Source organism: Enterococcus sp. LJL128, from assembly GCF_056924295.1.
In genome coordinates this window covers 39,636-62,690 of the sequence record NZ_JBXPBP010000007.1, presented here as the reverse complement: position 1 = coordinate 62,690, position 23,055 = coordinate 39,636, and the positions used below count along the sequence as shown (strand labels likewise).

Genomic DNA, 23,055 nt, shown 5'->3' with positions numbered 1-23,055 from the left:
AAAGTTTATTATTATGGAAAATATGGTATTTTTTAAGAAAGTTGTAAATCTGGGCGGTATCATCTAAAATAATGAAGAGCTCGTCCACAGCAGCAGAATATGCTGAACTACTGAAAGCAGGGTGAAAACATGTTGAATTATGAGGATTTTGAAGAAAAAACAATAACGAGACAGGAGATATTTAAAGGTCATATTATAGAAGTTGTTGTTGATGATGTCCGTTTACCAGATGGATCAACAGGAAAAAGAGAACTGGTTTTTCATCCGGGCGGCGTAGCAGTCATTCCAATTACAGCTGATAATAAAATGGTTATGGTTAAACAATTCCGCAAGCCTCTGGAAAAAGTTATTTTAGAAATTCCAGCCGGAAAGATTGATCCGGGTGAACAAAATCATCCTATAGAAACAGCCAAACGGGAGCTTGAAGAAGAAACGGCTTATCGGGCAGAAAAACTGATTCCAATAACAGGAATGTATGTATCTCCGGGCTTCGCTGACGAGATTCTTCATATTTTCTATGCAGAAAATCTTGAAAAGGTGGAAAATCCGCTGCCTCAGGATGAGGATGAAGTGATTGAATTGTACGAGCTGACTTTAGAAGAAGCAAAACAAGAGGTTGCCAATGGCTTGATTTGTGATGCCAAGACATTGTTTGCTGTTCAATATTGGGAATTAATGGAATTAAAGAAAAATGCTAAGGAGGCACACTGATGGGAAAAGGTCCGTTAATTACTCGGACAGAGCTGCGTAAGCGCAAGGCAGCTGCTGAAGCTGAGCTGGAGCAGCGCCAGGAGCGTGCTGAACAAGAGTATCAGGAAAAGGAAAAAGAAATTTCTGATTTTTATAGAAAAGAACGGAAAAAAAGTCAGGAGATCGTTAAGACGCGTTCAGGAGAACAAAACAAAATTAGACAGCGAAGTACAACACTGACGAAGGCAATTATTATTGTTGCTGTACTTTTAGTGATTGTTATGCTGATTGTATTGAATTTGTAGAAATGAGGAATAATAAATGAAAATCGGTATTATTGGTGCGATGGATCAGGAAATTGAAGAACTGAAAAAAGTATTAGTAGAAAAGAAATCATGGGAACGGGCGGGTGCGGTTTTTGTTTCAGGTTCACTTGGCAATCACGAGGTAATCGTTGTGCGTTCAGGTATCGGCAAGGTCTTGTCTGCTGTAACTACGGTGCTGCTTATTCAGGAGTATGGTGTTAACATGGTTATCAATACAGGCTCTGCCGGGGGAATTGGCGCAGGCTTGGCTGTAGGGGATATTGTCATTGCAGATAAACTGGCATATTTTGATGTTGATGTTACAGGCTTTGGCTATGAAAAAGGACAGCTGCCGGGAATGCCGTTATATTATGAGTGCAGCACGTATTTAAAAGCCGAAATGAAAAAAGCAGTTGAAAAGATTGGCTTACCTGTACAGCATGGACTAATCGTAACTGGGGATTCCTTTGTAAATGGAAAGGAAAAAACCGCTGGGATACTTAAGGATTTTCCAGAAGCCTTGGCTTGTGAAATGGAAGGGGCAGCTATTGCTCAAGCGGCAGCTCAGTTCAATATTCCCTTTTTAGTCGTTCGTGCAATTAGCGATACGGCTGACCATGAAGCTACACAGTCCTTCGATGAGTTTATTATAGAAGCTGGAAAGAAATCTGCTGAGATGGTTATCCAGTTTGTTAGACATTTGGTATAAAAACAGGTAATGGCTGGGACACTAATGAAACAAAGGAGTGAAGAGAATGAAAGCATTAATTTCTATCGATTACACTAATGATTTTGTTGCTGCTGATGGTGCTTTGACAACAGGAGAACCAGGACAGGCGATTGAGGAAGCTTTAGTAGAGATTACCAGAACCTTTACAGAGAACGGCGACTTCGTCATATATGGTATAGACAGACATGACAAGGATGACGCTTATCATCCGGAAAGTAAGCTGTTTCCCCCACATAATCTTGCAGGGACAAAGGGCCGGGAGTTATTTGGCGGCTTAAAACCACTATACGAAGAAACAAAAAATCAGGAGAACGTTTATTGGATTGATAAACGGCACTATTCCGCTTTTAGTGGTACAGATTTGGATATTCGGCTGCGGGAACGCCAAATCACGGAAATACATTTGACAGGAGTCTGTACGGATATTTGTGTTTTGCATACAGCTGTAGATGCTTATAATCTAGGCTATCAACTGGTGATTCATAAATCTGCTGTAGCAAGCTTTGATCAGGCTGGGCACGAATGGGCATTGCGGCATTTTGCTAATACATTAGGCGCGGAAATTGTCGACTAAAGATAAAGAAGTCTTAGGTACTGAAGGTCAGAAGAGGGAGTGGGACATAAATAAAACATTCGCTCTTGCTGCTCCTGAAAGACAAAAAGACGGTGCTCAAAAAGCTGCATTTTCTAAAGAAGAATGTGAGCCTGCGGTTGCTCGTCGCAATTAAGTGCCAGTATAGATTGTCTCACCGTTTATTCGGATTTCCACATACTAAAAGTCTGGGACGTTATTTACGTACCAGACTCTTTTGCTTCTCCATTTGGATGTAGCCAAGCTCATTTTCAGGATGAGCTGGATTTTTTAGCTGAAAGCCAAGGCGCTCATAAAAGCCTCTAGCAGTTCGAGAGGCTGCGACCTCTATTCTAGTTGCTCTACTATAGAATGGGTCGTTTTCGATGGTTTGGAATAATGCCGTGCCGATTCCCTTTCCGTGATAATCTGGTGAAACGAAAAAGCTTAGCAGTATACTTTCAGTTAACGAATTGTAGTAGGGGCTGATACCGGCAGCTCCAATAATCGTATCCCCTACTTCAGCAACATAGGTATTTGTAGTTTTTGTCTGTTCCAGAAGTTTTAGCGGAGTATAGTGCTTCGCCAAATCAAGCATTTGATTTTCAGGATAATCTTGACTGTTAATCTCTAAAAAGTTTTTTTTCATTAGTACTGAAACGGCAGCAGCATCACTCTCTTCGAATGGGCGGATAGTAAAGGCTAAAGCTGCCGCTGACAAATACCGTTCTTTTTGTTTGCGTGTTAGCTTTTTGAAGCGATATTCGGCCTTAGTTGCTTCTGTTCGGGAAGAAAATGCTTCCAAGTGAATCATTTTGACAGGTCGTCTTGAAGGAACACGAGTATATTTTGCTCCAGTTCCTGAATTGTGTTCAGCAACTCTACGTTTAGGTTCAGTTGTATAGCCGCCGTAGAAGCTGCCGTCACGGCAATGAAGAACATAAAAATAATGCTTATCTGCCATAGAGCAAGGCCGCCATTTCTGGGTGATAGTTTCCGGCATTATCCTGGATATAAAATGGAGGAAGGACTCGAAATCCATCTTTCTTCCCCCGTAGAATTCCTTCAACCAAAAGGATATTAGCTTCTTTTTCTGGTTTTGGATAGACAAACTGTATTCTTTTTGGAGCAATATTGAAGGACTGCATGAAATCAAGGATATCAAGAAAACGGTCAGGTCTATGAACCATAGCCAGCCGTCCATTTGTTTTCAGGAGCTTTGCAGAAACCGCAATTACTTCTTCAAGAGAGGTATGGATTTCATGACGGGCAGCTGCTAAATAAGGGTTTGGATTTGTTTTTCTGTCCGGCTGCTCTTTAAAATATGGAGGATTGCAGAGGATAAGGTCAACAGAATCTGGTTTAATAATGGAAGGAGCCTCTTTTAAATCCAATTGAATCATTTCCATTTGATTTTCTAGTTTATTTATTTGAATACTCCGCTCGCCCATGTCTGCCAAACGGGGCTGCAGCTCAATTTGTTTAATCTGAGCAGTGGTTTTTCGACTTGCGAAAAGGCCGACAGCACCATTGCCTGCACACAAGTCAACAATCAGTCCTTTCTTTGGTAGGGAAGGGAAATTTGCCAGCAGTACGGCATCCATTGAGAAGGAAAAAACCTCTTTGCTCTGAATGATTTGGATATCATCAGCATATAATTGATCGATACGTTCGCCTTCCAGAAGCATATACTATTCCTCCTTTTTTATTTTCTAATCAAAGCATATCTATCATACAAGGTGTTTCTTTGTTTCGCAAGCTGAAAAACGATTTTTTGAAAACAGATAAAGATTATTTTCAGGAAATTATATCTATGGTATTATGAGGGGAGACTGAAAGCTGGATAAGACAGTTTATCAGCCGAGGTCATCGTGTCACCGAACACAGGAAGAAGGAGAATGAGCGATGTTTTTTACATTTATGCGGGGAGTTGTCCGCGTTGTTCTGTTCATACTTAACGGACGAACACATCTTGTTGGAAAAGACAGATTACCAGAAAATCAAAACTACATTTTAGTAGCGCCTCATAGAACTTGGTGGGAGCCGCTTCATTTAGCAGTAGCAGGATCACCGAAAAAATTTAGCTTTATGGCAAAAAAAGAATTGTTTAAAAACCCAATTTTAAGTTTTATTTTGAAGCATGCAAATGCATTTCCGGTGGATAGAGAGAAACCAGGTCCAAGTGCTATTAAAACACCGATTAAAACGTTAAAGGATACGGAGCTAAGTCTGATTATGTTTCCGAGTGGAACGAGACATTCTTCGGAGCTTAAAGGCGGAGTGGCATTGATTGCTAAACTGGCAAAGGTTCCTATCGTACCTTCTGTTTATCAAGGACCGCTGAAATTTAAAGATTTGTTAAAACGTAAGAGAGTTACTGTTGCTTTCGGCGACCCGATTGATATCAGTGACATTAAGAAAATGGATAAAGATGGGATTGCCGAAGTTGAGCGGCGAATGAATGAAGCCTTTGCTGCCTTAGATCAGGAAGTGGATCCAAGCTTCAAATATGAAGCACAGTAGTAAGAACGTTTGTGTTAGCGGGTGGTTCATGCTGAAAGAGCAGCGGACTCTCGGGCGGTTTTCAGACGAATTTTAAGTAAGGATGACTGCCAATTATCCAAATTGCAGATGGTGGGATGTGACTCAATGAGTTATGTCCCATTCATTTTTTTATTGAGCAGACAACATGCAGAAAGCTGGGAAATTCATCCTGAAAACTGGGAAGAAAAGCGTATTTTGATATGTAGAATTTTCATGTTAGAATAAGAAGCTATAGAAGAGAATGATGCTCAGTTATAATTTTTATGAGGGAGAAAAGCAGCTATGCACAAAATAATATGCCCACATTGCAGTACGACCTTTACAATTGATGAAGCGAGTTACGCGGATATTTTGAATCAGGTACGGACAAAAGAATTTAATGAAGAAGTTCATGAGAAGCTGGAACAAGCCAAGCTCCAGCAGAAGAGTGAAGTGGCACTTGCGGAGGAAAAAGCTAAGAGCTCCTTTGATCGGCTGTTGTCTGAAAAAGAAAAAGAGATTGCCGAACTGCAGGCTAAGATTAGTGCAGGCGGTCAGGAGCGGCAAATAGCTATTGCTTCAATAGAAAGTAGTATGAAAGAAAAAATTGCTGAACAGGATAAAAAAATAGCAGAGCTGGAAGCAAAGGCTCAGGCTGCTGAAAATGAAAAGAAGCTGGAAATCACACAAGTGGTTTCAGCAAAAGATAAAGAGCTAATGGAGCTCAGCTCGAAAGTTATTCTTCAGGAAAAAGAGAATGAGCTGGAGAAGAATTCTATCAAAGAAAAATATGAAATGGAATTAAAGCAGAAGGAAGAAACTATCGCTTTTTATAAAGATTTTAAAGCCAAGCAGTCTACAAAAATGGTTGGGGAAAGCTTGGAGCAACATTGTGAAATTGAATTTAACCGGTTGAGAATGACCGCTTTTCCGAATGCTGAATTCGGTAAGGATAACGATGCCAAAACAGGTAGCAAAGGCGACTACATTTATCGGGAGTTTGACGAACAGGGAACTGAGATTATTTCAATCATGTTTGAAATGAAAAACGAAGGCGATGAAACAGCAACGAAGAAGAAAAATGAACACTTCTTTAAGGAGCTTAATAAGGACCGTCAGGAAAAGAAATGCGAATATGCTATTTTGGTTACAATGCTGGAAGCTGACAATGAGCTGTACAATAATGGCATTGTCGATGTTTCATATGCGTATGAAAAAATGTACGTTATTCGTCCTCAGTTTTTTATTCCGATTATTACCTTACTGCGCAATGCAGCAATGAACTCCCTGAAATACAAGCAGGAAGTAGCTTTGATGCGGGAACAAAATATTGATATCACAAATTTTGAAGAGGATTTAGATACCTTCAAATCAGCCTTTGCAAGAAATTATGAGTTAGCCAGCCGGAAATTCCAGACGGCGGTTGATGAAATTGATAAAACAATAAACCACCTACAGAAGACCAAAGAGGCGCTGCTGTCATCAGAGAATAATCTGCGGCTTGCTAATAATAAGGCTGAGGATTTGACGGTTAAAAAACTAGTACGAAAGAATCCAACAATGAAAGCAAAATTTGATGCATTAGATTAGTGCATCAAATTTTCAGTTCGAAGTTAGCTGCTGTTTTAACTGTAGAGGCAGTTGAAAAGAATGATTGAGTTAGTAAAAAAAAGAATATTCCAGTGATCTTTGAGCGATTAGTCGCTAATCTTTAGGAGTTTGTGAATGTCAGCTTATTTTCAAAAGAACGGCTTCTGAGAGTATTTGATATATGCTCGGATTTGGAAGGCACAGCAAAACGGATAATGCCGTTTTGCTGTGTTTTCTTTTTTGACTTGAAATAGAAAAAATGTTTGCTGATTAATAAATAATTATGAGGTGAAGCTGAGGATTTTGATTCATGAGATGAAGATAAGATAGCCGGTGATTAGAACGAGGCAGACAACCTGCTCATATGCTGTTCTATATCCTTCTTTCTGTGGTAAAATAGAGAGATGTAGATTAGACATGATGGGGTGAGAACATGAAGTGGAGCATACCGGATCGAATCATCAGTCGGGGACGGGAATATTTAAATGAAGGCAGAGTACTCTCGGTTGTTCCAGATTGGGAAAAGCAGATATGGTACGGTGAAGTGCTCGGCAGTGAGCTTTATTTAGTCGAGCTGGATGGCGGACCAAAAGAACAGGACCGTTGTGAATGCCCTTATTGGATGGAGCAAGGCTACTGTAAGCATACAGTAGCTGTTGAGCTTTACTTGAGAGCAAAGGGTGTTCCTAGAATAATGAAAAATCAGCAGCCGCTTATAGGTGTGGAGAAAAAAGCATCAAATGCAGAAATGTTTACAAAAGGGTTTGCTAAGCTGCAGCCGCTGCTGGAAGAGAAAACAGGAAAATCGCTAGTCATTGATTATCTCATTGAAGGTATTGAAACAAATAATTATTATCCCGAGCTGGCACTTTTAGGCCTTGCCTTACGTATTGGTATAAATGACGGGAAAAGACGAACCTATGTGGTAAAGAATATTGGCGATTTTTTTCAAAAATTTCAAAAAGAGGAAAGCTTTGGTATCAACAAACAGCATAGCTTTTCGCTGATTCATGAAGCCTTTTCTTCGGAAGATCTCCTGATTTTAAGTCGGTTGGCAGATATTTATCAAACGAGTCAGCTTATGGGAGCTAAGGGTGTTCAGGTTAAGGGGAAAATCGATAAGCGCTATTTGATTCTGCCTGTAGAGCAAGCTCAGGAATTAGTTAGTCAAATGAGTCAGTCTGGCTCGCTTCAGCTGAATACCGGAATTCAAAAATTGCGTAAAGTCAGCTTTTCCAAAGAAAAATTCCCGTTGCGGTTCACAGTTGAAAAGGCTGACAGCGGCCGTTTTATTTTGAAAATCAAACAGCTTTTTAACCCATTTCTGAGTCATTACCATTGGGGAATTTTAGGAGAAACCATCTATTTGTTTACAAGAGAGCAGGAAGAAATCTATAGTATGCTGCTTCAGCTGCTTAAACGGATGGAAAAGGCGGAAATCATCTATGAACGCCAACAGCTTTCTGATTTATTTAGCTCTGTAACCCCTCTTTTAAAAAAAATCGGACATCTTTCTATTGAAGCTGCTGTTGACAAGGAGCTGCTGATTGAACCGCTGAAATTGAAGTTTGTTTTTAGAAAGCTAAAAGATAAAGTCAATGCGCAGGTTGAGTTTCATTATGGTGAGACAATTTTTACAGAGGAAAACGCTGATCAAAACGAGCTGGAGGGGAAAGAGGTCATTCGAGACATCCGCGGAGAACAGACTGCTGTTGAGCTTTTTGAAAAGTTTTCCTATAAAAAAACTGCTGCAGGATTTGAGAAAAAATTGCCTGCTGGAGAACGTTTATATTACTTTTTCAAAGTAGAAATTCCGGCGTTTCGTCGTCTTGGTGAAGTGCTGATGGGGAAAAAGCTTCGAGAGATGTACCTAGACGCTCAAAGTCATCAGCCTCTTATTGAAGTAGCTGAGTCGGATTCATGGCTGGATGTACGTTTTGATATTGCCGGAGTGGATGAGAACGAAATTGATGCGGCTTTAGCCAGTCTATTGAGAAATGATTCATTTTATACACTGGAATCTGGGGAAATTCTGTCCTTTGATTCTGAAGAATTCCATCAAACGAGTGAAGTTCTTGCAAGGCTTCGCGAGACGATGAAAAATGTGCAGGGAACGGTTCGAATGCCGAAAAGCCAAGGAATGATTTTGGAACGTATGTTGGAAGGGAACAGCCGGGCTGTTTTTTCAGAGTCGTTCCAACAGCTGGTGGCTGATTTGATTCATCCGGAAGCCTTTGATGTATCCCTTCCTGAAAAACTGCAGGCGACGCTGAGAGCCTATCAGGTTGAAGGATACAAGTGGCTGAAGATGCTGAGTCATTATGGGTTTGGTGGTATTTTAGCTGACGAAATGGGTCTTGGCAAGACAGTTCAGATGATTACCTATCTTTTATCTGAGAAGGAAGAACAGCGTTTGAAGCATCCGGCATTGATTGTGGCACCTGCCAGTTTAATTTATAACTGGTCTGCAGAGCTTAAGAAGTTTGCCCCCAGCCTGAAGGAAGTGGTAGTTACTGGACAAAAAGAAGGACGTCAAGCAATTTTAGCTACTGCAGACCAGCAGGATATTCTTATAACGTCTTATAACAGCTTTCGACAAGATGTCGAGCTGTATGAAAATGCCGCTTTTGATTATTTGATTCTTGACGAAGCTCAAATGGTTAAAAACAGTGGGACAAAGACTGCACAAGCGTTGAGAAAGCTGATGATTCCACAGCGTTTTGCGTTGAGCGGGACCCCAATCGAAAATTCTCTGGATGAGCTTTGGTCTGTCTTTCAGATTATTCTGCCGGGATTATTGCCGAAAAAACTGTCTTTTCGTGAAATGAAGCCGGAGGAAGTTGCCAGAATTGTACGTCCCTTTATTCTAAGGAGAGATAAGAAAAACGTTCTGGCGGATCTTCCGGAGAAAATCGAGAATAATTTATATAGCACACTGACAGAGGAACAAAAAGCTGTTTACATTGCTTACCTTAGAAAGATGCAGGATGATGTCAGTCAAATGGATCAGGATGCGTTTAAAAAGAATCGAATCAGTATTTTAGCCGGTTTGACCAGACTGCGGCAAATTTGCTGTGATCCGCGTCTGTTTCTAGATGATTATCAAGGAAGTTCTGGAAAACTGGAACAAGTGAAAGTCTTCTTGGAGACAGCAAAAGAAAATAATCGGAAAGTTCTGCTGTTTTCACAGTTTACTAGTATGCTGACTATTTTGGAACGGGAGCTGCATGAGATGGGATTGGAAACCTTCTATTTGAGAGGAAGCACCAATCCAAAGGACCGGTTAGATATGGTGAATGCCTTTAATGCAGGTGAAAGAGATGTTTTTCTAATTTCATTAAAAGCTGGCGGAACAGGACTGAATCTTGTCGGCGGCGATACGGTTATCTTATATGATCTTTGGTGGAACCCGGCAGTTGAAGAACAGGCAGCAGGAAGAGCCCATCGGATGGGGCAGAAAAAAGTCGTTGAAGTCTATCGAATGATTGCCGAGGGAACGATTGAAGAGAAAATGGATCAGCTTCAACAGGAGAAACGAGAGCTGTTTCAGAAGGTTATCCAAGGAAATGAGCAGCAGCTTAGTAAATTGACTGAAGAAGATATTCGGGCAATTCTGAGTATGGGAGACGAATAGCTTCAGCATGTTTGATAAAGCTTTCAGAAAAAAGCTGGATGAAAAAAAGTCACTGGCCAAGTGGACTATGTCCCTTAGTCTAAAAACAAACCGGAATATACTGAGGCTAGCCAACAGTATATTCCGGTTTGTTTTTTGAAGGTTGCAGCAGTCTTGCCTGCCCTTCTTTAAAAATCTGCTATATTCAGAGCTGCATAGCAGGATGTTTTTAGACGAATGATTGAACTGTATCAAATAAATCTTCAAAGGTGCGTACCTCTTTTAAAAATGAAATACCGGTATTTTTGGGCACAGTTCTCAGCCGATGATTGAACCATAAAGACTGCCAGCCGCCGTTATGTGCACCAACCACATCATTTTCAAAGCTATCGCCGATGTAAAGTGTTGTCTCAGGCTCCATGCGAAATTGTTTGGCTGCCAGTTGGAAAATTTCTTTGTCAGGCTTCTGATAGCCAGTGCTTTGAGAAATAATAATATTATCAGAAGGCACCCAGTTTTCTAATTGAAGCTGCTTTACTTTTTTATACTGATGATCTGTAGGTCCATTAGTAATGATACCAAGAGGAATTTGTTTTTCACTTAGGTAATCAAACACTTTCTTCACTTCAGGATGCATGCAGATATTGTCCAACTCATCTTCATAAGCTTCTTGGAAACGGCTGCTTACAGCTTCAGTTGTTGAGGGATAACCTAGGTCCTTCATCGATTCATCCAATCGGAAAAAACGCATATAGGCCAAGGTCCATTCTCCGGTGATACTCTTTTCAAAAGTGACATCGCTATGATGGCGAAAGCGAATGTACAGCTCGTGCATCTTCTCACATGGAAAAGCCGGGAAGATTTTTTTTATAGCAGCTCTAAATGGCTGCTGCTGATCGTATACGGTGTCATCCACATCAAAAACAATTGTGTTAATCAAAAAAAGACAGCTCCTTATGATAATTTTCAGAAAAAATTCAACAGCTTCATTGTAGCTGATTTAGTCAGTGTTGAATAGGCAATTTCCGTAATTTAATTCAGTAAATATTACTGATTTTATCTTTTAAATATTCAACTTCTTTTGCATATAGAATTTTCTTTTCGTATAATAGGAGAAGTGCGTCGAAGAAGGAGGGGAAACATGTTAAAACGATTTTTTAGCTATTATAGACCATATAAAGGGTTATTTATTTTGGATTTTAGTTGTGCTGTACTAGCGGGGCTGTTGGAGCTGGCTTTTCCAGTTGTCGTCAATCAAGTGATTGATAAACTGATGCCTCAGGGGAATTTTCGTCTAATTGCTTTGGCGTGTTTTGGTTTGTTTGCTTTTTATATATTGAATACTATCCTGCAGTTTATAGTGGTTTATTTCGGTCATAAGCTTGGTGTGAATATCGAAACAGATATGCGCCGGGAATTATATCAACATTTACAGACACAGCCGTTTGAGTATTATGACAATCAGAAAACAGGAAAACTAATGAGTCGTCTAACAACAGATTTATTTGAAATTTCTGAAGTCGCCCATCATGGTCCTGAGGATGTTTTCATTACTATAATGACACTGCTGGGATCATTTCTGCTGATGTTGGGCTATCATGTGAAGCTGGCTCTGGCAACCTTTGCCCTACTACCGTTTATCGCTGTAGCATTAATCATTTTTAATAAAAAGATGACAAACATCAATACGAAAATCTACGATAATCTTGGCGATTTCAACGCCGGAGTAGAGGCATCTGTTAGTGGAATTCGTGTTACTCAGTCATTTGCAAATGAGCCGTTTGAACGGGTCCGTTTTGAAGGCCTCAATCAGGCGTATAGAAAATCTAAGATTATGTTCTACAAGCTGATGGGAATCAGCTCGGCATATAACTATTTAATGATTCGTCTCATTAACTTGTTTACATTGATTTTCGGTGGTTATTATACAATCAATGGCGAGCTTTCAGAAGGTGCATTCGTTGCCTTCATCTTGTTAGCTAATGTGTTTGTCCGCCCAATTGAAAAGGTTAATAACATGATTGAAAGCTATCCAAAAGGAATTGCAGGGTTCAAACGTTTTACTGAAGAAATAGACAAAACGCCAACTATTCAGGATCGCCCTAATGCTGAAGCTGTTTCTCATCTAGATGGAGATATTCGTTATGAGGATGTATCATTTTCCTATGCAGATTCAACTAAGGTATTAAATCATATAAATCTTCATATCAAAAAGGGTGAGACGGTCGCCTTTGTAGGACAAAGCGGTTCGGGAAAAACAACCTTGTGTAATCTATTGCCGCGTTTTTATGAAGTAAGTGATGGCAGAATTACCATTGATGACAAAGATATTCGGGATATGACATTAGCTTCACTAAGAGGTCAAATAGGAATTGTTCAGCAGGATGTTTTTCTCTTTCCGGGAACAATTCGAGAAAATATTGCTTATGGTAATTTAGATGCAGATGAAGAACTGATTCAACAGGCGGTGAAACTTGCCCATTTGGAGAAAGTAATTGATTTATTGCCGGAAGGCTTAGATACAATTATTGGCGAGCGTGGCGTCAAACTATCTGGAGGACAGAAGCAGCGGGTGGCAATTGCCAGAATGTTTTTGAAGAATCCGCCTATTTTGATTCTTGATGAAGCAACCTCGGCCCTTGATACGGAAACTGAACAAGTTATTCAGGAATCACTGAACTCCCTTGCTTCAGGTCGTACGACATTAATCATTGCTCATAGACTAGCAACTATCAAACATGCAACTCGTATTATTGTTGTGAGTGAAAATGGTATTTTGGAAGAGGGCACTCATGAACAGCTGCTTGAAAAAGGCGGTCATTATCGCCGGCTGCATGATGCTCAATTCAGGCAGTAAGCATAATAAAGCACATTTCTGTGGAAACTAAGTAGAGAGGTTCTCATAGGCGCGCTGATAATAGGACGCATAACATAATTTATAAGCTATAGCTTGTCTTTAGTGGAGCTGTTTCCAGCGGTTTGGTGTCGGAAACCACTTCAGCAGAGAATAAATAAAAGGACTATAACACCGTAAAAAGATGTTATAGTCCTTTTGTATATATTATTTTCTACGAGGCTTTCTTCCTAAGCCGATACCGTTTTTCATACGCTGCAAAGTTTTATTTGCAACAAGGCGTGCTTGTTCAGCACCTCGATCAAGAATGTCATCCAGCTCATCAGAAGCGAGCAGTTCTTCATAGCGGATTTGAATTGGTTCGAGTAAATCAACAACAGCCTCTGCCAAGTCGGATTTAAATTCACCGTAGCCTTTGCCGGCGTATGCTTCTACCAGCTCAGGAATTGAACGGTCACTGACCGCAGAGAAAATGCTCAGTAGATTTGAAACACCAGGTTTATTTTCCACATCATATTCAATAATTCCTGTTGAATCAGTAACAGCAGATTTAATTTTTTTGCGGATAACGTCAGGCTTATCCAGCATAGAAATATATCCTTTTGGATTTGAATCAGATTTACTCATTTTACTTGTAGGAGTCTGCAGGCTCATGATTCGACTTCCCTGTTCAGCAATTTTTACTTCCGGCATTGTCAGAATTTCTTGATTTGGCTGGGCATAGCGTTTATTAAAGCGTTCCACAAAATCACGTGTCAATTCCAAATGCTGTTTCTGATCATCTCCCACTGGAACCAAGTCTGCATTATAAAGGACAATATCGCCAACCATCAATGGAGGATAGGTTAATAGTCCTGCACTAACACCAGTTCGGCCGTTCTTCTGGGACTTATCTTTAAACTGCGTCATACGCTCCAGCTCACCGATAGTTGTGTTGCACTGGATAATCCAAGCTGCTTCAGCATGTGCAGAAACTTCTGACTGAATAAAAATTGTTGCTTTCTCTGGATCAAGTCCAACTGCAAGATAGAGAGCAGCTAGGCTTCTTGTTTGTTGTCTCAGCTTTTGAGGTTCCTGCTGTACTGTAATGGCGTGTTCATCTACAATACAATAGTAGCCTTTATAGTTATTCTGTAAGCTGATAAACTGTTTCATGGCGCCAATGTAGTTACCGATAGTCGGCGTACCGCTTGGCTGGATACCTGAAAAAATTGTCTTCATAATTACCACCTTATTTTTAATAATACTTCTAAAATAGTATACAATTAATAACTGCAAAAGAACAGAATTTATTAATGAAAAAAAAAATCTGTTTTTTTAACGTTCATTTGTTAGGGAGTAGTACAGTTTTTTAAACTGTTGTAGTTTTCAGATAATTTAGAAAAAAACTAAATTAGTTATAATGTTATTACTAAAAGAAATTATTTATTTGTTATTAGTTAGTTAAATGACAATGAAATTACAAAAAATGTGATTTTTATTTAAAATACCCTAGTATTTCTATTAGAAGTTCGGTATACTGTAAGTGGATGGGAAAACAGATGATATTCCTGTTCTAAATAAAATAACTAACTCATAAAGAGGAGTGATGCGCAATGTTGACACTGTATACTTCCCCAAGTTGTACGTCATGTCGAAAAGCTCGTGCGTGGTTACAAGAACATGAAATTTCTTTCAAAGAAAGAAATATCTTCTCTGAACCGTTGAATATTTCTGAATTGAAAGCAATTCTTAGAATGACAGAGGATGGTACTGAAGAAATCATCTCAACTCGTTCGAAAGTATTCCAAAAACTGAATATGGATTTAGATGAACTTCCATTGCAGGATTTATTGGAATTGGTTAAAGAAAATCCAGGCTTACTGCGTCGACCAATCATGATTGATGATAAGAGATTACAGGTTGGTTTTAATGAAGACGAAATTAGACGTTTTTTACCTAGAGATGTTCGTCAGCTTGAACTACGTCAAGCTCAGTTGATGGCTGGATTATAAGCTTTCAATCACGGATTTTCAAAAGATGAAATCCGGAGAAATCTCACATAATTAATGAATAAAATTAGCATAGCAGAACAAGATACACTTTCTTGAAGGTATTCAGTTCTTGCCGAGTTTTTAAAGAGCTCCTTCACATTTATTCAGGTAAATGCTGGAAGGCTCTTTTTTTGGTTGCAATTACTCAAGCTAGAGTGTACTATTCTATAGTATAAATATAGAAAAGGTCCTTTATTATGAAAACTATAATATGGATTGCTAATTTTCAAATAAATGAACTTTTCTCTTTACTTTTGAAGTGATTGCTATACAATTAATCTATAAGAAGTAGTTTCCTGACTTGAGCAAAAAGCGAGGTGGAACCAGATGGAAATGGAACATATTAACGAAAATACGATTCGTGTATTGATTGGCAATGAAGACCTGGCTGATAGAGGGATTACCTTTCTCGACTTGTTGGGGAATCATAAAGAGGTAGAGAACTTCTTTTATAGCATTTTAGAAGAAGTGGATATTGAGGATGAGTTCCAGGGCAGTGAGGCTGTTACTTTCCAAGTCTTGCCTAAAAGCGACGGCTTAGAGTTGTTCATCAGTAAAAATGCTTCTGTAGAGGATGTACCGAACATTGGCAGCTTCAACGACTTAAGTTCTGAAGAAGCGAGCGAAATGATTAGAAAGCAGCTGGAAGCAAGCTACACTGATGAAACCAAGGATTTGGTTGATGACAGTATTCGCAGTTTTGTTCTTGAGCTGAGCAGCTTTGATGGAATGATTCAATTGGCAAATGAAGTATATGTTAAATCTATGCTGGCTAACCTGTACAAATATAAGGACAAATATTTTTTACAAGTAATGTTCTTTTTAGATGAAATTTCTATTAATGAAATCGAAAATGAATGGTCAAGACTCCTTGAATTCGGACAAGCCTCCACAGTAACACCAGAGGTTCTTAACGAATATGGAGATTGTATCATGGAACGAAATGCAATTGAGCTAACAAGATACTACTTTCACTAAAATATGATAGACATCGAAACAGAATTCAATTCTAATCGATGTCTATTTTTTATAATCAAATAGTGTTGGTTATTAATCTCAATGTTTTTTAGATACTTTGACTTAAAGTAGAATACCTTTGATTATCGAAAGAAGCTAGTCTTCTTTTTTTTGCTTATTCGGCAGTTTTTCCAACTCTGTTAGATCAATCAATTTATCCGCTAGATCTTCTATACTGGGAACGGCATTTTCTCCGTTGACTAGGTCATCTATATCAATACTTGAAGCTTTGTTAAAATTATATAAATAGATGCTTTTACCTAAATTGAGATTTGGGTCAAAAACATTTTTTTCCCTCTCGCTTTGAATCCAGATTTTACTTTCTTTATTCCAGCTGTATAGATGATGTTCACCAATAATATCTACCATAATGTTATTGTCATCGTAACGTCTAACCTCACCAGATATATTAACCAGGTTAACTAAAAAACGATTTGTTTTAAAATAGATAGTGTATTCAACATCTTCAGGTAGAGTGACTGTTTCACCTGTTCTTTCTATAACTACTTCTTTTTCTGGGAGTATTTCTTTCTCAATTTTTGTTATTTCAATATCATCATAGTCTAATAAGACAATATCAATCCACCAGATAAGCCCTAAAAAAGTAATGATTCCAATAATGAGAACAATAGGCAAAATAATTAAAAATTTAAACCACTTTTTCTTCTTTGTATCGAATTTTAATTCCTTCACCATCTCATGATCTTCACGCAGCAGCTCATCTAATGAAAGTTCAAAAAGTTCGCTTAACTTTACTACTTGCTCTAAATCAGGATAGCTTCTTCCATTTTCCCATTTTGATATTAATTGTCTTGTGACAAAAAACTTTTGAGCCAAATCCTCCTGAGTAAGATTTTTTTCTGTCCGTTTTTCTTTTATGATTTTTCCAATATCCATTGCCTACCCCCTAACACGGCTCTTTTCCATTTTAGCGGAAAATCGAAAAATGAAAAGGACTTTAGGTGAAATCAATGATGCAACAAAGCGTAACATGCTGATATAGCAATGGTTTCATTCGTTGCAGTAATTAGTTATCGATGTTCTATTTTGTTTCTCGCTTAGTTCTTTATTCCTAAATAAAGTAAATATATAACTCTTGTTAAAGGGATATTTTTACTCATAGCTACAGATGCAGAGAGTAGAAGAATCTGACTATAAATCATTTTTGGGAGTTATATATGCTATAAAAGAGGGGAATAATATGGAAAAGAAAATGAGCTCCGAGCAAAGATATCCTTTGCTGGATATTGGGCAGTTTGCTGCTTCACTTTTAGTAATTTTAGTTCACTGCGGAAGGTTGGCAGAAAATGATGGCCTTCATTTTATTCTAAAGTCTCTTCTAGGGCGATTGGCAGTTCCGCTATTTTTGGTTTCTACCGGTTATTTTTACCGCCGTAAGCTGCTTTTTTCAGCCGCTTATTCTAAAATATATTTTAAGAAACAAATCAAAGTATATTTATTCTGGAGTTTATTCTATGTGCCTTATGGTCTTTGGTTTTTACATACACAGGGGCTTCCGCCGGCCGTTTATCCAGCCGCCTTGGCTGTAGGCTTATTATATACTGGCTTATGTTATCAGCTTTGGTATTTTCCAGCTCTGTTCAGCGCTCTTTATCTGGTAAAGAAATCATTACTAAAGCTTGGCTATCTTAAAACCTTCTTTCTATCCTTTGTTTTGTTTGCATTAGGTGCGGTTGAAACCTATTCCGGCTATTTGAGCGGAACGTTTATTGAAAAGCCGTTTCGCTTATATCAGTCTGTTTTTGCAACCACTCGAAACGGTTTGTTTTATGCGTTTATCTTTGTTTTACTAGGCTTTTTTCTGGCTGACTATCAACAGTCTCCACTGCTTCAAAAAAGAGTAGGTGCAAAATTGGGTTTTAGCGGTATTCTCTTACTTGTTGAAGGCTGGCTGATTTTTAATAATCAGGGAGCAGACAAGAACTTTTTATTTAGTCTGATTCCTGCGGCTTTCTTTCTTGTAGCTGTACTGATTCAGTCTGATAAATGGCAGACAAGAGATTTTAGTAATTTGCGAATACTTGGTCAGTATTTGTTTTTCCTACATCCGTTGTTTTTGGAAGTAATTAAGGAGCTGTTTTCTTTGACAGGAATTCGAGAATTTCAAGGAATACCTTTATTTATACTCACTCTGTTTCTAAGTCTGGCAGTGTCGCATGTAATCGTTAAGCTTAAGAATAACAATCAAGGTTCTAAAGTTCAAATGCAGAAGAAGCAACTGACCGCTATCAGAGAAGACAATCATGGTTAGCTATAAAAGTTGAATTGGGTAGAACATTATTTTTGTTTAGGATTCTAACGAATGATGGAATCGTTCAAAAAGTGCGTAGCTTTAATAGAGGTGATGACCATGCTTACAGCAAAAAACAAGCAGGGTGATTTAGTTCAGTTGGTTCATTGTTCAGATGAGGAAATGGAGATGCACCGGGAACAGCAATTTTTTTGCCCCGTCTGCGGCCAAGAGGTTCAGCTAAAAGCGGGACATATTAGGATTCCTCATTTTGCCCACCGTTCACTTTGCTCATTTGCCGGCTCTGTGGATAATGAATCAGAGGAGCATTTAGCTTTGAAAGAAATGTTTATTGATTGGTGTGAGTCTTATAAAATCTCCTATCAGGTAGAAGCTTATCTACCTGATTTAAAACAGCGTCCAGATTTACTCATTGGAAATATAGCTATAGAAGTTCAATGCAGTTCACTAGGTCTGGGAAAAATAATGAAGAGAACAAGAACCTATTTAGCTAACGGCTATATCCCATTATGGATTTGCGGTGAACATTTCTGGCATAAACAAGAAATGGGCGAGAATATAAAGGCATTTACTTTATTCAGTAAAACACTAGGTTTCTACTTTTGGGCAGCAAACTGGCGTCAAAAGACCTTAATGCTCTATTATCATTTAGAAGAAAATCTGAAGGGACAGGTATACTATGGGAGGAAGGTTTGGCCGTTCTGTAGTATCCCATTGAATCAGTTGTTTCATAATCAGCATGAATTAAAGCTGCATCACACGAGAAGCTACGATTTAAAAACAGAGCTTTTAAACAGTTACCGCTACTTAGCTAAGAAGCTGCTAATAAAGGATAAGAAAGTTCTAAGCTTTCAGGAATGCTGCTATAAAAATCACCAACATCTATTGCAGCTTCATCCCTGGTTCTATTATGAGGTCAGTCAGCGTTTTGTTTATACACATTCTTCTTTTTATCTACTCTGCTCACTCTGGCAGTTTTTGAAAGAACAACAGGGGGAACGCATTCAGTTTGAAGTGATTAGTCAGTTTTGTCAGCAGCTAATTATTCGGGAAAAGCTGCTTTATACGTTTCCCGCTATTTCTGCAGACTGTATAGCCTGCTGGCTAATCAATCAACTGGTAGAAAGTCTGATAGTATTCAGGATTTTAGCTCGCCGTGCTGGAGAAACGTTCGTTATCAAACTGCCTGACGACCAATTTGCTTCTTTAAATCAATCTAATCCATTCAAGAGCTTAGATTTTCCACAAGCTATTATTACTAGCACTCCATTGAAAATATGATACTATAGATATATAAATTCTGTTAAAGAAATGAGCTTATAATAACTCGCCCTTTATCTATATTTAGGATGAGAATCATTTCATGGGTAATGAAAGCTTTAAAGGATTTATATGGTATGTATGAAGGGAGTAGAAGCTATGAGTGAAGCAAAACAATTACCAAAACGCGACGAACTAGCAACAGAACTGACATGGGATTTGACTGCGGTATTTAAAGATAATACAGCATTTGAAGAAGCCTACGATCAGCTGTCAAAGGAAATAAAGGAAGCAGAACAAAAAAAAGGGACCTTAAAAAACGGCAGTACAGCGTTTTTAGAAGCAATTGAATATTTATTGGTGATGTATCGGAAAATTGAGTTGATTTATGTATACGCTCATTTGAAAAATGATCAAGATACAACTAACTCGGAATATCAGGCTTTATATGCAAGAGCAGCATCTTTATACTCTCAGGTTGGGGAAGCCGTTGCTTGGTTTGAACCTGAAGTTCTTTCTTTGTCAGATGAGGAGATTTGGGCTTATTTTGATGAGGAACCTAAATTGAACATCTACAAGCATTTTGTTGATAATATTTTAGATAGCCGGGCGCATGTATTAAGCGAAGAACAGGAGTCGCTGCTGGCTGGAGCGGGAGAAATATTTAGCGCCTCAAGCAATACATTCTCTGTTTTAAACAATGCTGATTTGAAATTCCCAGTTATTGAAGATGATAAAGGTGAAAAAATCCAATTGAGCCACGGCATGTACGGTCAGTTGATGGAAAACACTTCTAGAAATGTGCGGGAAGCAGCATTTAAAGGGCTATACAGTGTTTATGAACAGTTTAATAATACATTTGCTTCAACCTTGTCTTCTCATGTGAAAGCACATAATTTTAAAGCAAAAATTAGAAAGTACGGCTCAGCAAGAGCAGCAGCGTTAAGCAGCAATCATATCCCTGAAAGCGTTTATGAGACGTTAGTAGAAGTAGTTGACCATCATTTGTCTCTGCTTCACCGGTATGTAGGACTGCGGAAAAAGCTTTTACAGCTTGATGAGCTTCATATGTATGATATGTATACACCGATTTTGGGTGATGCTCCAATCAAATTTACTTATCAGGAAGCAAAAGAGAAAACACTGGCAGCTTTAGCTCCGCTGGGTGAAGAATACTTGAATATTGTTAATCAAGCATTTGATCAGCGCTGGATTGATGTTGTGGAAAATCAAGGAAAAAGAAGCGGTGCCTATTCATCAGGGGCGTATGATACCTACCCATATATTCTGTTAAACTGGCATGATAGTGTTGATCAGCTGTACACCTTGGTTCATGAAATGGGGCACAGCGTCCACAGCTACTTTACTAGAAACAATCAGCCCTATGTATACGGGGACTACTCTATTTTTCTTGCAGAAATCGCATCAACAACCAATGAAAATATTTTGACTGAATATTTGCTGGAAACAGAAACGGATCCTAAAGTTCGGGCTTATGTCTTAAATCATTATCTGGACGGCTTCAAAGGAACGATTTTCCGTCAGACTCAGTTTGCAGAGTTCGAGCACTTCCTGCATACAGAAGATGCAAAAGGTATTCCATTAACAAGTGATCATCTGAATAAAAGCTATGCGGCATTGAATGCGAAGTACTATGGCCCTGAAGTAGTACCAGATGAAGAAATTGCTTTGGAGTGGTCTAGAATTCCGCATTTTTATTACAATTATTATGTATATCAATATGCTACAGGCTTCTCCGCAGCTTCTGCGCTGGCTGATAAAATTATTAAAGAAGAACCGCAGGCGCTGGAAAATTATTTAAGCTATCTGAAGTCCGGCAGCAGCGACTATCCGATTGAAGTAATGAAAAAAGCTGGCGTAGATATGACAAAACCAGCGTATATTGAAGATGCTATGAAAGTTTTTGAGGCGCGCTTATCTGAGCTGGAAGCTTTGATAGAGACATTTGACAAAGACTAAAAGGTCTTTGTCAAATCAGGCTGATAAGAAAATTGAATAAAATTATAGGACTTGAAACAAAAAGCAGAAAATTTTAGCTTTTGTTTTAAGTTCTTTTATTTGGTGAGGGAGAACTTGATTACTGTAAAATAATAGAAAGTACAAAAAAACAGGAAGCAGGCAGATACTGGCTGTTTCCTGTTTTTCTATAGTAAGTGTAAATGTCCCTTTGGTACGCTTTGTTCATGAGCCTTTGCAATCTGGACTGGATCGTGAAAATGAATATAATTTTCTTCAGAAGTCTCACACAGCTGTTTAATATGATCAATAGACAGATAGTCTTCAACGAGTACGCCGAAATCTCTATCACAGGCATAATTATAGATAACAGCCGACGGATGTTTAGAAACACCCATTTCTCTGGCAATTTGCTGATCAATCTGGAAGGATTCCTTCACGAATGGCGATTGACGGTCAGAGCGGAACATTTCCAAGTCGCCGCCTGAGTCAACAATCAGCTTTTCAGCCAAATCAGGAGAATAAACGGTTCCCGCTTCTCCCACTATTTCCTGTAGATTCAAAAGGATGTGACGTCCTTTCTTTTTTCCTTGCAGCTGAGCTGCTTTAAAATCAAGCGAAGCAGAATAAATCTCTTCAAAAAGCTGATTCCTTCTATTGATGTCACGGGAAGGAATATTGTACAAACTTAGCAAACCGTCAATAGTTTTCATATTTACTAAGGGGATTAAACGTAATTGGATCTTTTTATTTTCTGCTTGAGCGAACGATAAGATGTCCCGCTCAATGTCCAAGCAAATACTCCCTAATGGATTTACGAACAAATATATTTCAATCATTCATACTTCCTCCAATTCGATTCTTTGCCAATATCGCGACTACGACCAATTTCTGTACTTTACCAAAAAAACAGAAGAAATTGAAGCATTCTGCTCATTAGTCTGTATCAGAGGAATAAGAAGGAGAAGACAACAACATCCGTTGTATCTTATTCAATCCGCTGATTTCTTTGATATTCAAAGTATTTAGCAGATTATAAAATGCTTTCTTTCCAGTGAAAGCATCTGCAACTTCTAATTCCAGTTCATAATCGTGATTTTGGTTATACCAACTTTCATCAAGAGCTAATAAACCTTGGGGAAGATTTTTTTGTGCTCTCTTGGTTTTAAGTTGACCAATCACATGTAATGGAGTATTGATTGTAAGATCCTGCAGTTTTTGAGAAACTTCACTATTTTTTGGAAAAATCCGAGAACGGATTATTTCTTCTGCCTGTTCAGGTGTGATGGGATCAGTGATTTCCAGCAATCCGTCTTTAGCGGGAACCTTTAGAGTAATCTCAGCAGCATCAGGCAAGGTTCGAATTCTTAAGCCGATATTCATTTGCTTTAGATGAAATGCAGATGTATCGAAATAAGTATTTACTTGTAAGAAAAAATCCTCTTCTTTTAATTGAAAATAGTCAGTGATTCGAATAAAGTCCCTTTCTGAGAGCATGGTCTTATATTCAATTTCTAAGTTTTCACTCAACCGAAACTCACCTTCTTTTATACCTAATTTTCACACATGTTACATGGTTTCGTCAAGAAAAGTGATGGTCTGGACCTTTTTTTTTATAAA

At 38.6% G+C, this 23,055-nt stretch carries 21 protein-coding genes and 1 pseudogene; 14 read left to right on the top strand and 8 right to left on the bottom strand.

Going from position 1 to position 23,055, the window contains the following annotated elements:
- The first annotated feature begins 129 nt into the window (after positions 1–129).
- From AC1Z3K_RS10295 to AC1Z3K_RS10275, 5 genes are read left to right on the top strand one after another with little or no spacing between them, the layout of a single operon-like run.
- Positions 130–711, top strand: a complete 582-nt coding sequence (locus AC1Z3K_RS10295) for an NUDIX hydrolase (RefSeq protein WP_426084594.1) — start codon at positions 130–132, stop codon at positions 709–711.
- On the top strand, positions 711–995 hold the full coding sequence (macP, locus tag AC1Z3K_RS10290; RefSeq protein ID WP_426084593.1) for a cell wall synthase accessory phosphoprotein MacP: 285 nt from the start codon (positions 711–713) through the stop codon (positions 993–995). Before AC1Z3K_RS10295 ends, macP begins: the two co-directional genes overlap by 1 nt.
- Positions 996–1,011: 16 nt before the next feature.
- Entirely contained in the window at positions 1,012–1,704 is a 693-nt protein-coding gene (locus AC1Z3K_RS10285; protein WP_461732669.1) for a 5'-methylthioadenosine/adenosylhomocysteine nucleosidase, read from the top strand.
- 46 nt (positions 1,705–1,750) lie between these two features.
- Complete coding sequence (locus AC1Z3K_RS10280; RefSeq protein WP_426084591.1) at positions 1,751–2,299, top strand: cysteine hydrolase family protein; 549 nt, start codon at positions 1,751–1,753, stop codon at positions 2,297–2,299.
- The gene (locus AC1Z3K_RS10275) at positions 2,289–2,453 is read left to right on the top strand and encodes a hypothetical protein (RefSeq protein WP_461732668.1); all 165 of its coding nucleotides are present in this window, start codon (positions 2,289–2,291) and stop codon (positions 2,451–2,453) included. Before AC1Z3K_RS10280 ends, AC1Z3K_RS10275 begins: the two co-directional genes overlap by 11 nt.
- Positions 2,454–2,513: 60 nt before the next feature.
- On the opposite strand, the gene AC1Z3K_RS10270 is transcribed toward AC1Z3K_RS10275, so the two are convergent.
- From AC1Z3K_RS10270 to AC1Z3K_RS10260, 3 genes and pseudogenes are all read right to left on the bottom strand, one after another.
- Positions 2,514–3,017, bottom strand: a complete 504-nt coding sequence (locus AC1Z3K_RS10270; protein WP_461732727.1) for a GNAT family N-acetyltransferase — start codon at positions 3,015–3,017, stop codon at positions 2,514–2,516.
- Positions 3,015–3,260, bottom strand: a pseudogene (locus AC1Z3K_RS10265) (GIY-YIG nuclease family protein); the annotation flags it as partial. The pseudogene AC1Z3K_RS10265 and the gene AC1Z3K_RS10270, both read right to left, overlap by 3 nt.
- Entirely contained in the window at positions 3,250–3,984 is a 735-nt protein-coding gene (locus AC1Z3K_RS10260) for a tRNA1(Val) (adenine(37)-N6)-methyltransferase (protein WP_461732667.1), read from the bottom strand. The gene AC1Z3K_RS10260 and the pseudogene AC1Z3K_RS10265, both read right to left, overlap by 11 nt.
- A gap of 217 nt (positions 3,985–4,201) precedes the next feature.
- On the opposite strand from AC1Z3K_RS10260, the gene AC1Z3K_RS10255 reads away from it, so the two are divergent.
- The 3 genes from AC1Z3K_RS10255 (at position 4,202) to AC1Z3K_RS10245 (ending at position 10,043) form a co-directional block, all read left to right on the top strand.
- Positions 4,202–4,819, top strand: a complete 618-nt coding sequence (locus AC1Z3K_RS10255) for a lysophospholipid acyltransferase family protein (RefSeq protein ID WP_426084390.1) — start codon at positions 4,202–4,204, stop codon at positions 4,817–4,819.
- Between the two features lie 303 nt (positions 4,820–5,122).
- Positions 5,123–6,409 (top strand): DUF2130 domain-containing protein, encoded by a 1,287-nt coding sequence (locus tag AC1Z3K_RS10250; RefSeq protein WP_426084389.1) that lies wholly within the window; start codon positions 5,123–5,125, stop codon positions 6,407–6,409.
- Positions 6,410–6,842: 433 nt separating this feature from the next.
- Positions 6,843–10,043, top strand: coding sequence for a DEAD/DEAH box helicase (locus AC1Z3K_RS10245; RefSeq protein WP_461732666.1), 3,201 nt, complete (start codon positions 6,843–6,845; stop codon positions 10,041–10,043).
- 208 nt (positions 10,044–10,251) lie between these two features.
- Here the strand turns inward: AC1Z3K_RS10245 and AC1Z3K_RS10240 are convergent, their stop codons facing one another.
- A complete protein-coding gene (locus tag AC1Z3K_RS10240) occupies positions 10,252–10,959 on the bottom strand; it encodes an HAD family hydrolase (RefSeq protein WP_426084393.1) in 708 nt (235 codons plus the stop codon).
- Positions 10,960–11,163: 204 nt separating this feature from the next.
- Between AC1Z3K_RS10240 and AC1Z3K_RS10235 the strand changes: the two genes are divergently transcribed.
- The gene (locus tag AC1Z3K_RS10235) at positions 11,164–12,879 is read left to right on the top strand and encodes an ABC transporter ATP-binding protein (protein ID WP_426084387.1); all 1,716 of its coding nucleotides are present in this window, start codon (positions 11,164–11,166) and stop codon (positions 12,877–12,879) included.
- Positions 12,880–13,083: 204 nt separating this feature from the next.
- Here AC1Z3K_RS10235 and trpS read toward each other — a convergent pair whose 3' ends face one another.
- On the bottom strand, positions 13,084–14,097 hold the full coding sequence (gene trpS / locus AC1Z3K_RS10230; protein WP_461732665.1) for a tryptophan--tRNA ligase: 1,014 nt from the start codon (positions 14,095–14,097) through the stop codon (positions 13,084–13,086).
- Positions 14,098–14,471: 374 nt separating this feature from the next.
- Between trpS and spxA the strand changes: the two genes are divergently transcribed.
- Positions 14,472–14,870, top strand: coding sequence for a transcriptional regulator SpxA (gene spxA, locus AC1Z3K_RS10225; RefSeq protein ID WP_426084385.1), 399 nt, complete (start codon positions 14,472–14,474; stop codon positions 14,868–14,870).
- 366 nt (positions 14,871–15,236) lie between these two features.
- Positions 15,237–15,887 carry an adaptor protein MecA gene (locus AC1Z3K_RS10220; protein WP_426084384.1) on the top strand — a complete coding sequence of 217 codons (651 nt, stop codon included), beginning with the start codon at positions 15,237–15,239 and terminating at the stop codon, positions 15,885–15,887.
- A 135-nt stretch (positions 15,888–16,022) separates the two neighbouring features.
- Here the strand turns inward: AC1Z3K_RS10220 and AC1Z3K_RS10215 are convergent, their stop codons facing one another.
- A complete protein-coding gene (locus tag AC1Z3K_RS10215; RefSeq protein ID WP_426084383.1) occupies positions 16,023–16,823 on the bottom strand; it encodes a helix-turn-helix domain-containing protein in 801 nt (266 codons plus the stop codon).
- Positions 16,824–17,127: 304 nt separating this feature from the next.
- Here AC1Z3K_RS10215 and AC1Z3K_RS10210 point away from each other — a divergent pair, with 304 nt between their 5' ends.
- The 3 genes from AC1Z3K_RS10210 to pepF all read left to right on the top strand — a co-directional run bounded on the left by AC1Z3K_RS10210 (position 17,128) and on the right by pepF (position 21,438).
- On the top strand, positions 17,128–18,198 hold the full coding sequence (locus tag AC1Z3K_RS10210; protein ID WP_461732664.1) for an acyltransferase family protein: 1,071 nt from the start codon (positions 17,128–17,130) through the stop codon (positions 18,196–18,198).
- Positions 18,199–18,297: 99 nt separating this feature from the next.
- Entirely contained in the window at positions 18,298–19,479 is a 1,182-nt protein-coding gene (locus AC1Z3K_RS10205; protein ID WP_461732663.1) for a competence protein CoiA, read from the top strand.
- Between the two features lie 138 nt (positions 19,480–19,617).
- Positions 19,618–21,438: an oligoendopeptidase F gene (gene pepF, locus AC1Z3K_RS10200; protein WP_461732662.1), complete on the top strand. Its 1,821-nt coding sequence runs from the start codon at positions 19,618–19,620 to the stop codon at positions 21,436–21,438.
- 185 nt (positions 21,439–21,623) lie between these two features.
- On the opposite strand, the gene AC1Z3K_RS10195 is transcribed toward pepF, so the two are convergent.
- Both AC1Z3K_RS10195 and AC1Z3K_RS10190 read right to left on the bottom strand, forming a co-directional pair.
- Entirely contained in the window at positions 21,624–22,274 is a 651-nt protein-coding gene (locus AC1Z3K_RS10195) for a DsbA family protein (protein WP_461732661.1), read from the bottom strand.
- A 97-nt stretch (positions 22,275–22,371) separates the two neighbouring features.
- Positions 22,372–22,965, bottom strand: a complete 594-nt coding sequence (locus tag AC1Z3K_RS10190) for a CYTH domain-containing protein (protein WP_461732660.1) — start codon at positions 22,963–22,965, stop codon at positions 22,372–22,374.
- Between the last annotated feature and the right edge of the window lie 90 nt (positions 22,966–23,055).

What these genes read in the sequence shown, in the direction of transcription:
- AC1Z3K_RS10295 (WP_426084594.1), top strand. Translation starts at nt 130, where the DNA reads ATGTTGAATTATGAGGATTTTGAAGAAAAAACAATAACGAGACAGGAG.
- macP (WP_426084593.1), top strand. Translation starts at nt 711, where the DNA reads ATGGGAAAAGGTCCGTTAATTACTCGGACAGAGCTGCGTAAGCGCAAG.
- AC1Z3K_RS10285 (WP_461732669.1), top strand. Translation starts at nt 1,012, where the DNA reads ATGAAAATCGGTATTATTGGTGCGATGGATCAGGAAATTGAAGAACTG.
- AC1Z3K_RS10280 (WP_426084591.1), top strand. Translation starts at nt 1,751, where the DNA reads ATGAAAGCATTAATTTCTATCGATTACACTAATGATTTTGTTGCTGCT.
- AC1Z3K_RS10260 (WP_461732667.1), bottom strand. Translation starts at nt 3,984, where the DNA reads ATGCTTCTGGAAGGCGAACGTATCGATCAATTATATGCTGATGATATC.
- AC1Z3K_RS10255 (WP_426084390.1), top strand. Translation starts at nt 4,202, where the DNA reads ATGTTTTTTACATTTATGCGGGGAGTTGTCCGCGTTGTTCTGTTCATA.
- AC1Z3K_RS10250 (WP_426084389.1), top strand. Translation starts at nt 5,123, where the DNA reads ATGCACAAAATAATATGCCCACATTGCAGTACGACCTTTACAATTGAT.
- AC1Z3K_RS10245 (WP_461732666.1), top strand. Translation starts at nt 6,843, where the DNA reads ATGAAGTGGAGCATACCGGATCGAATCATCAGTCGGGGACGGGAATAT.
- AC1Z3K_RS10235 (WP_426084387.1), top strand. Translation starts at nt 11,164, where the DNA reads ATGTTAAAACGATTTTTTAGCTATTATAGACCATATAAAGGGTTATTT.
- trpS (WP_461732665.1), bottom strand. Translation starts at nt 14,097, where the DNA reads ATGAAGACAATTTTTTCAGGTATCCAGCCAAGCGGTACGCCGACTATC.
- spxA (WP_426084385.1), top strand. Translation starts at nt 14,472, where the DNA reads ATGTTGACACTGTATACTTCCCCAAGTTGTACGTCATGTCGAAAAGCT.
- AC1Z3K_RS10220 (WP_426084384.1), top strand. Translation starts at nt 15,237, where the DNA reads ATGGAAATGGAACATATTAACGAAAATACGATTCGTGTATTGATTGGC.
- AC1Z3K_RS10215 (WP_426084383.1), bottom strand. Translation starts at nt 16,823, where the DNA reads ATGGATATTGGAAAAATCATAAAAGAAAAACGGACAGAAAAAAATCTT.
- AC1Z3K_RS10210 (WP_461732664.1), top strand. Translation starts at nt 17,128, where the DNA reads ATGGAAAAGAAAATGAGCTCCGAGCAAAGATATCCTTTGCTGGATATT.
- AC1Z3K_RS10205 (WP_461732663.1), top strand. Translation starts at nt 18,298, where the DNA reads ATGCTTACAGCAAAAAACAAGCAGGGTGATTTAGTTCAGTTGGTTCAT.
- pepF (WP_461732662.1), top strand. Translation starts at nt 19,618, where the DNA reads ATGAGTGAAGCAAAACAATTACCAAAACGCGACGAACTAGCAACAGAA.
- AC1Z3K_RS10195 (WP_461732661.1), bottom strand. Translation starts at nt 22,274, where the DNA reads ATGATTGAAATATATTTGTTCGTAAATCCATTAGGGAGTATTTGCTTG.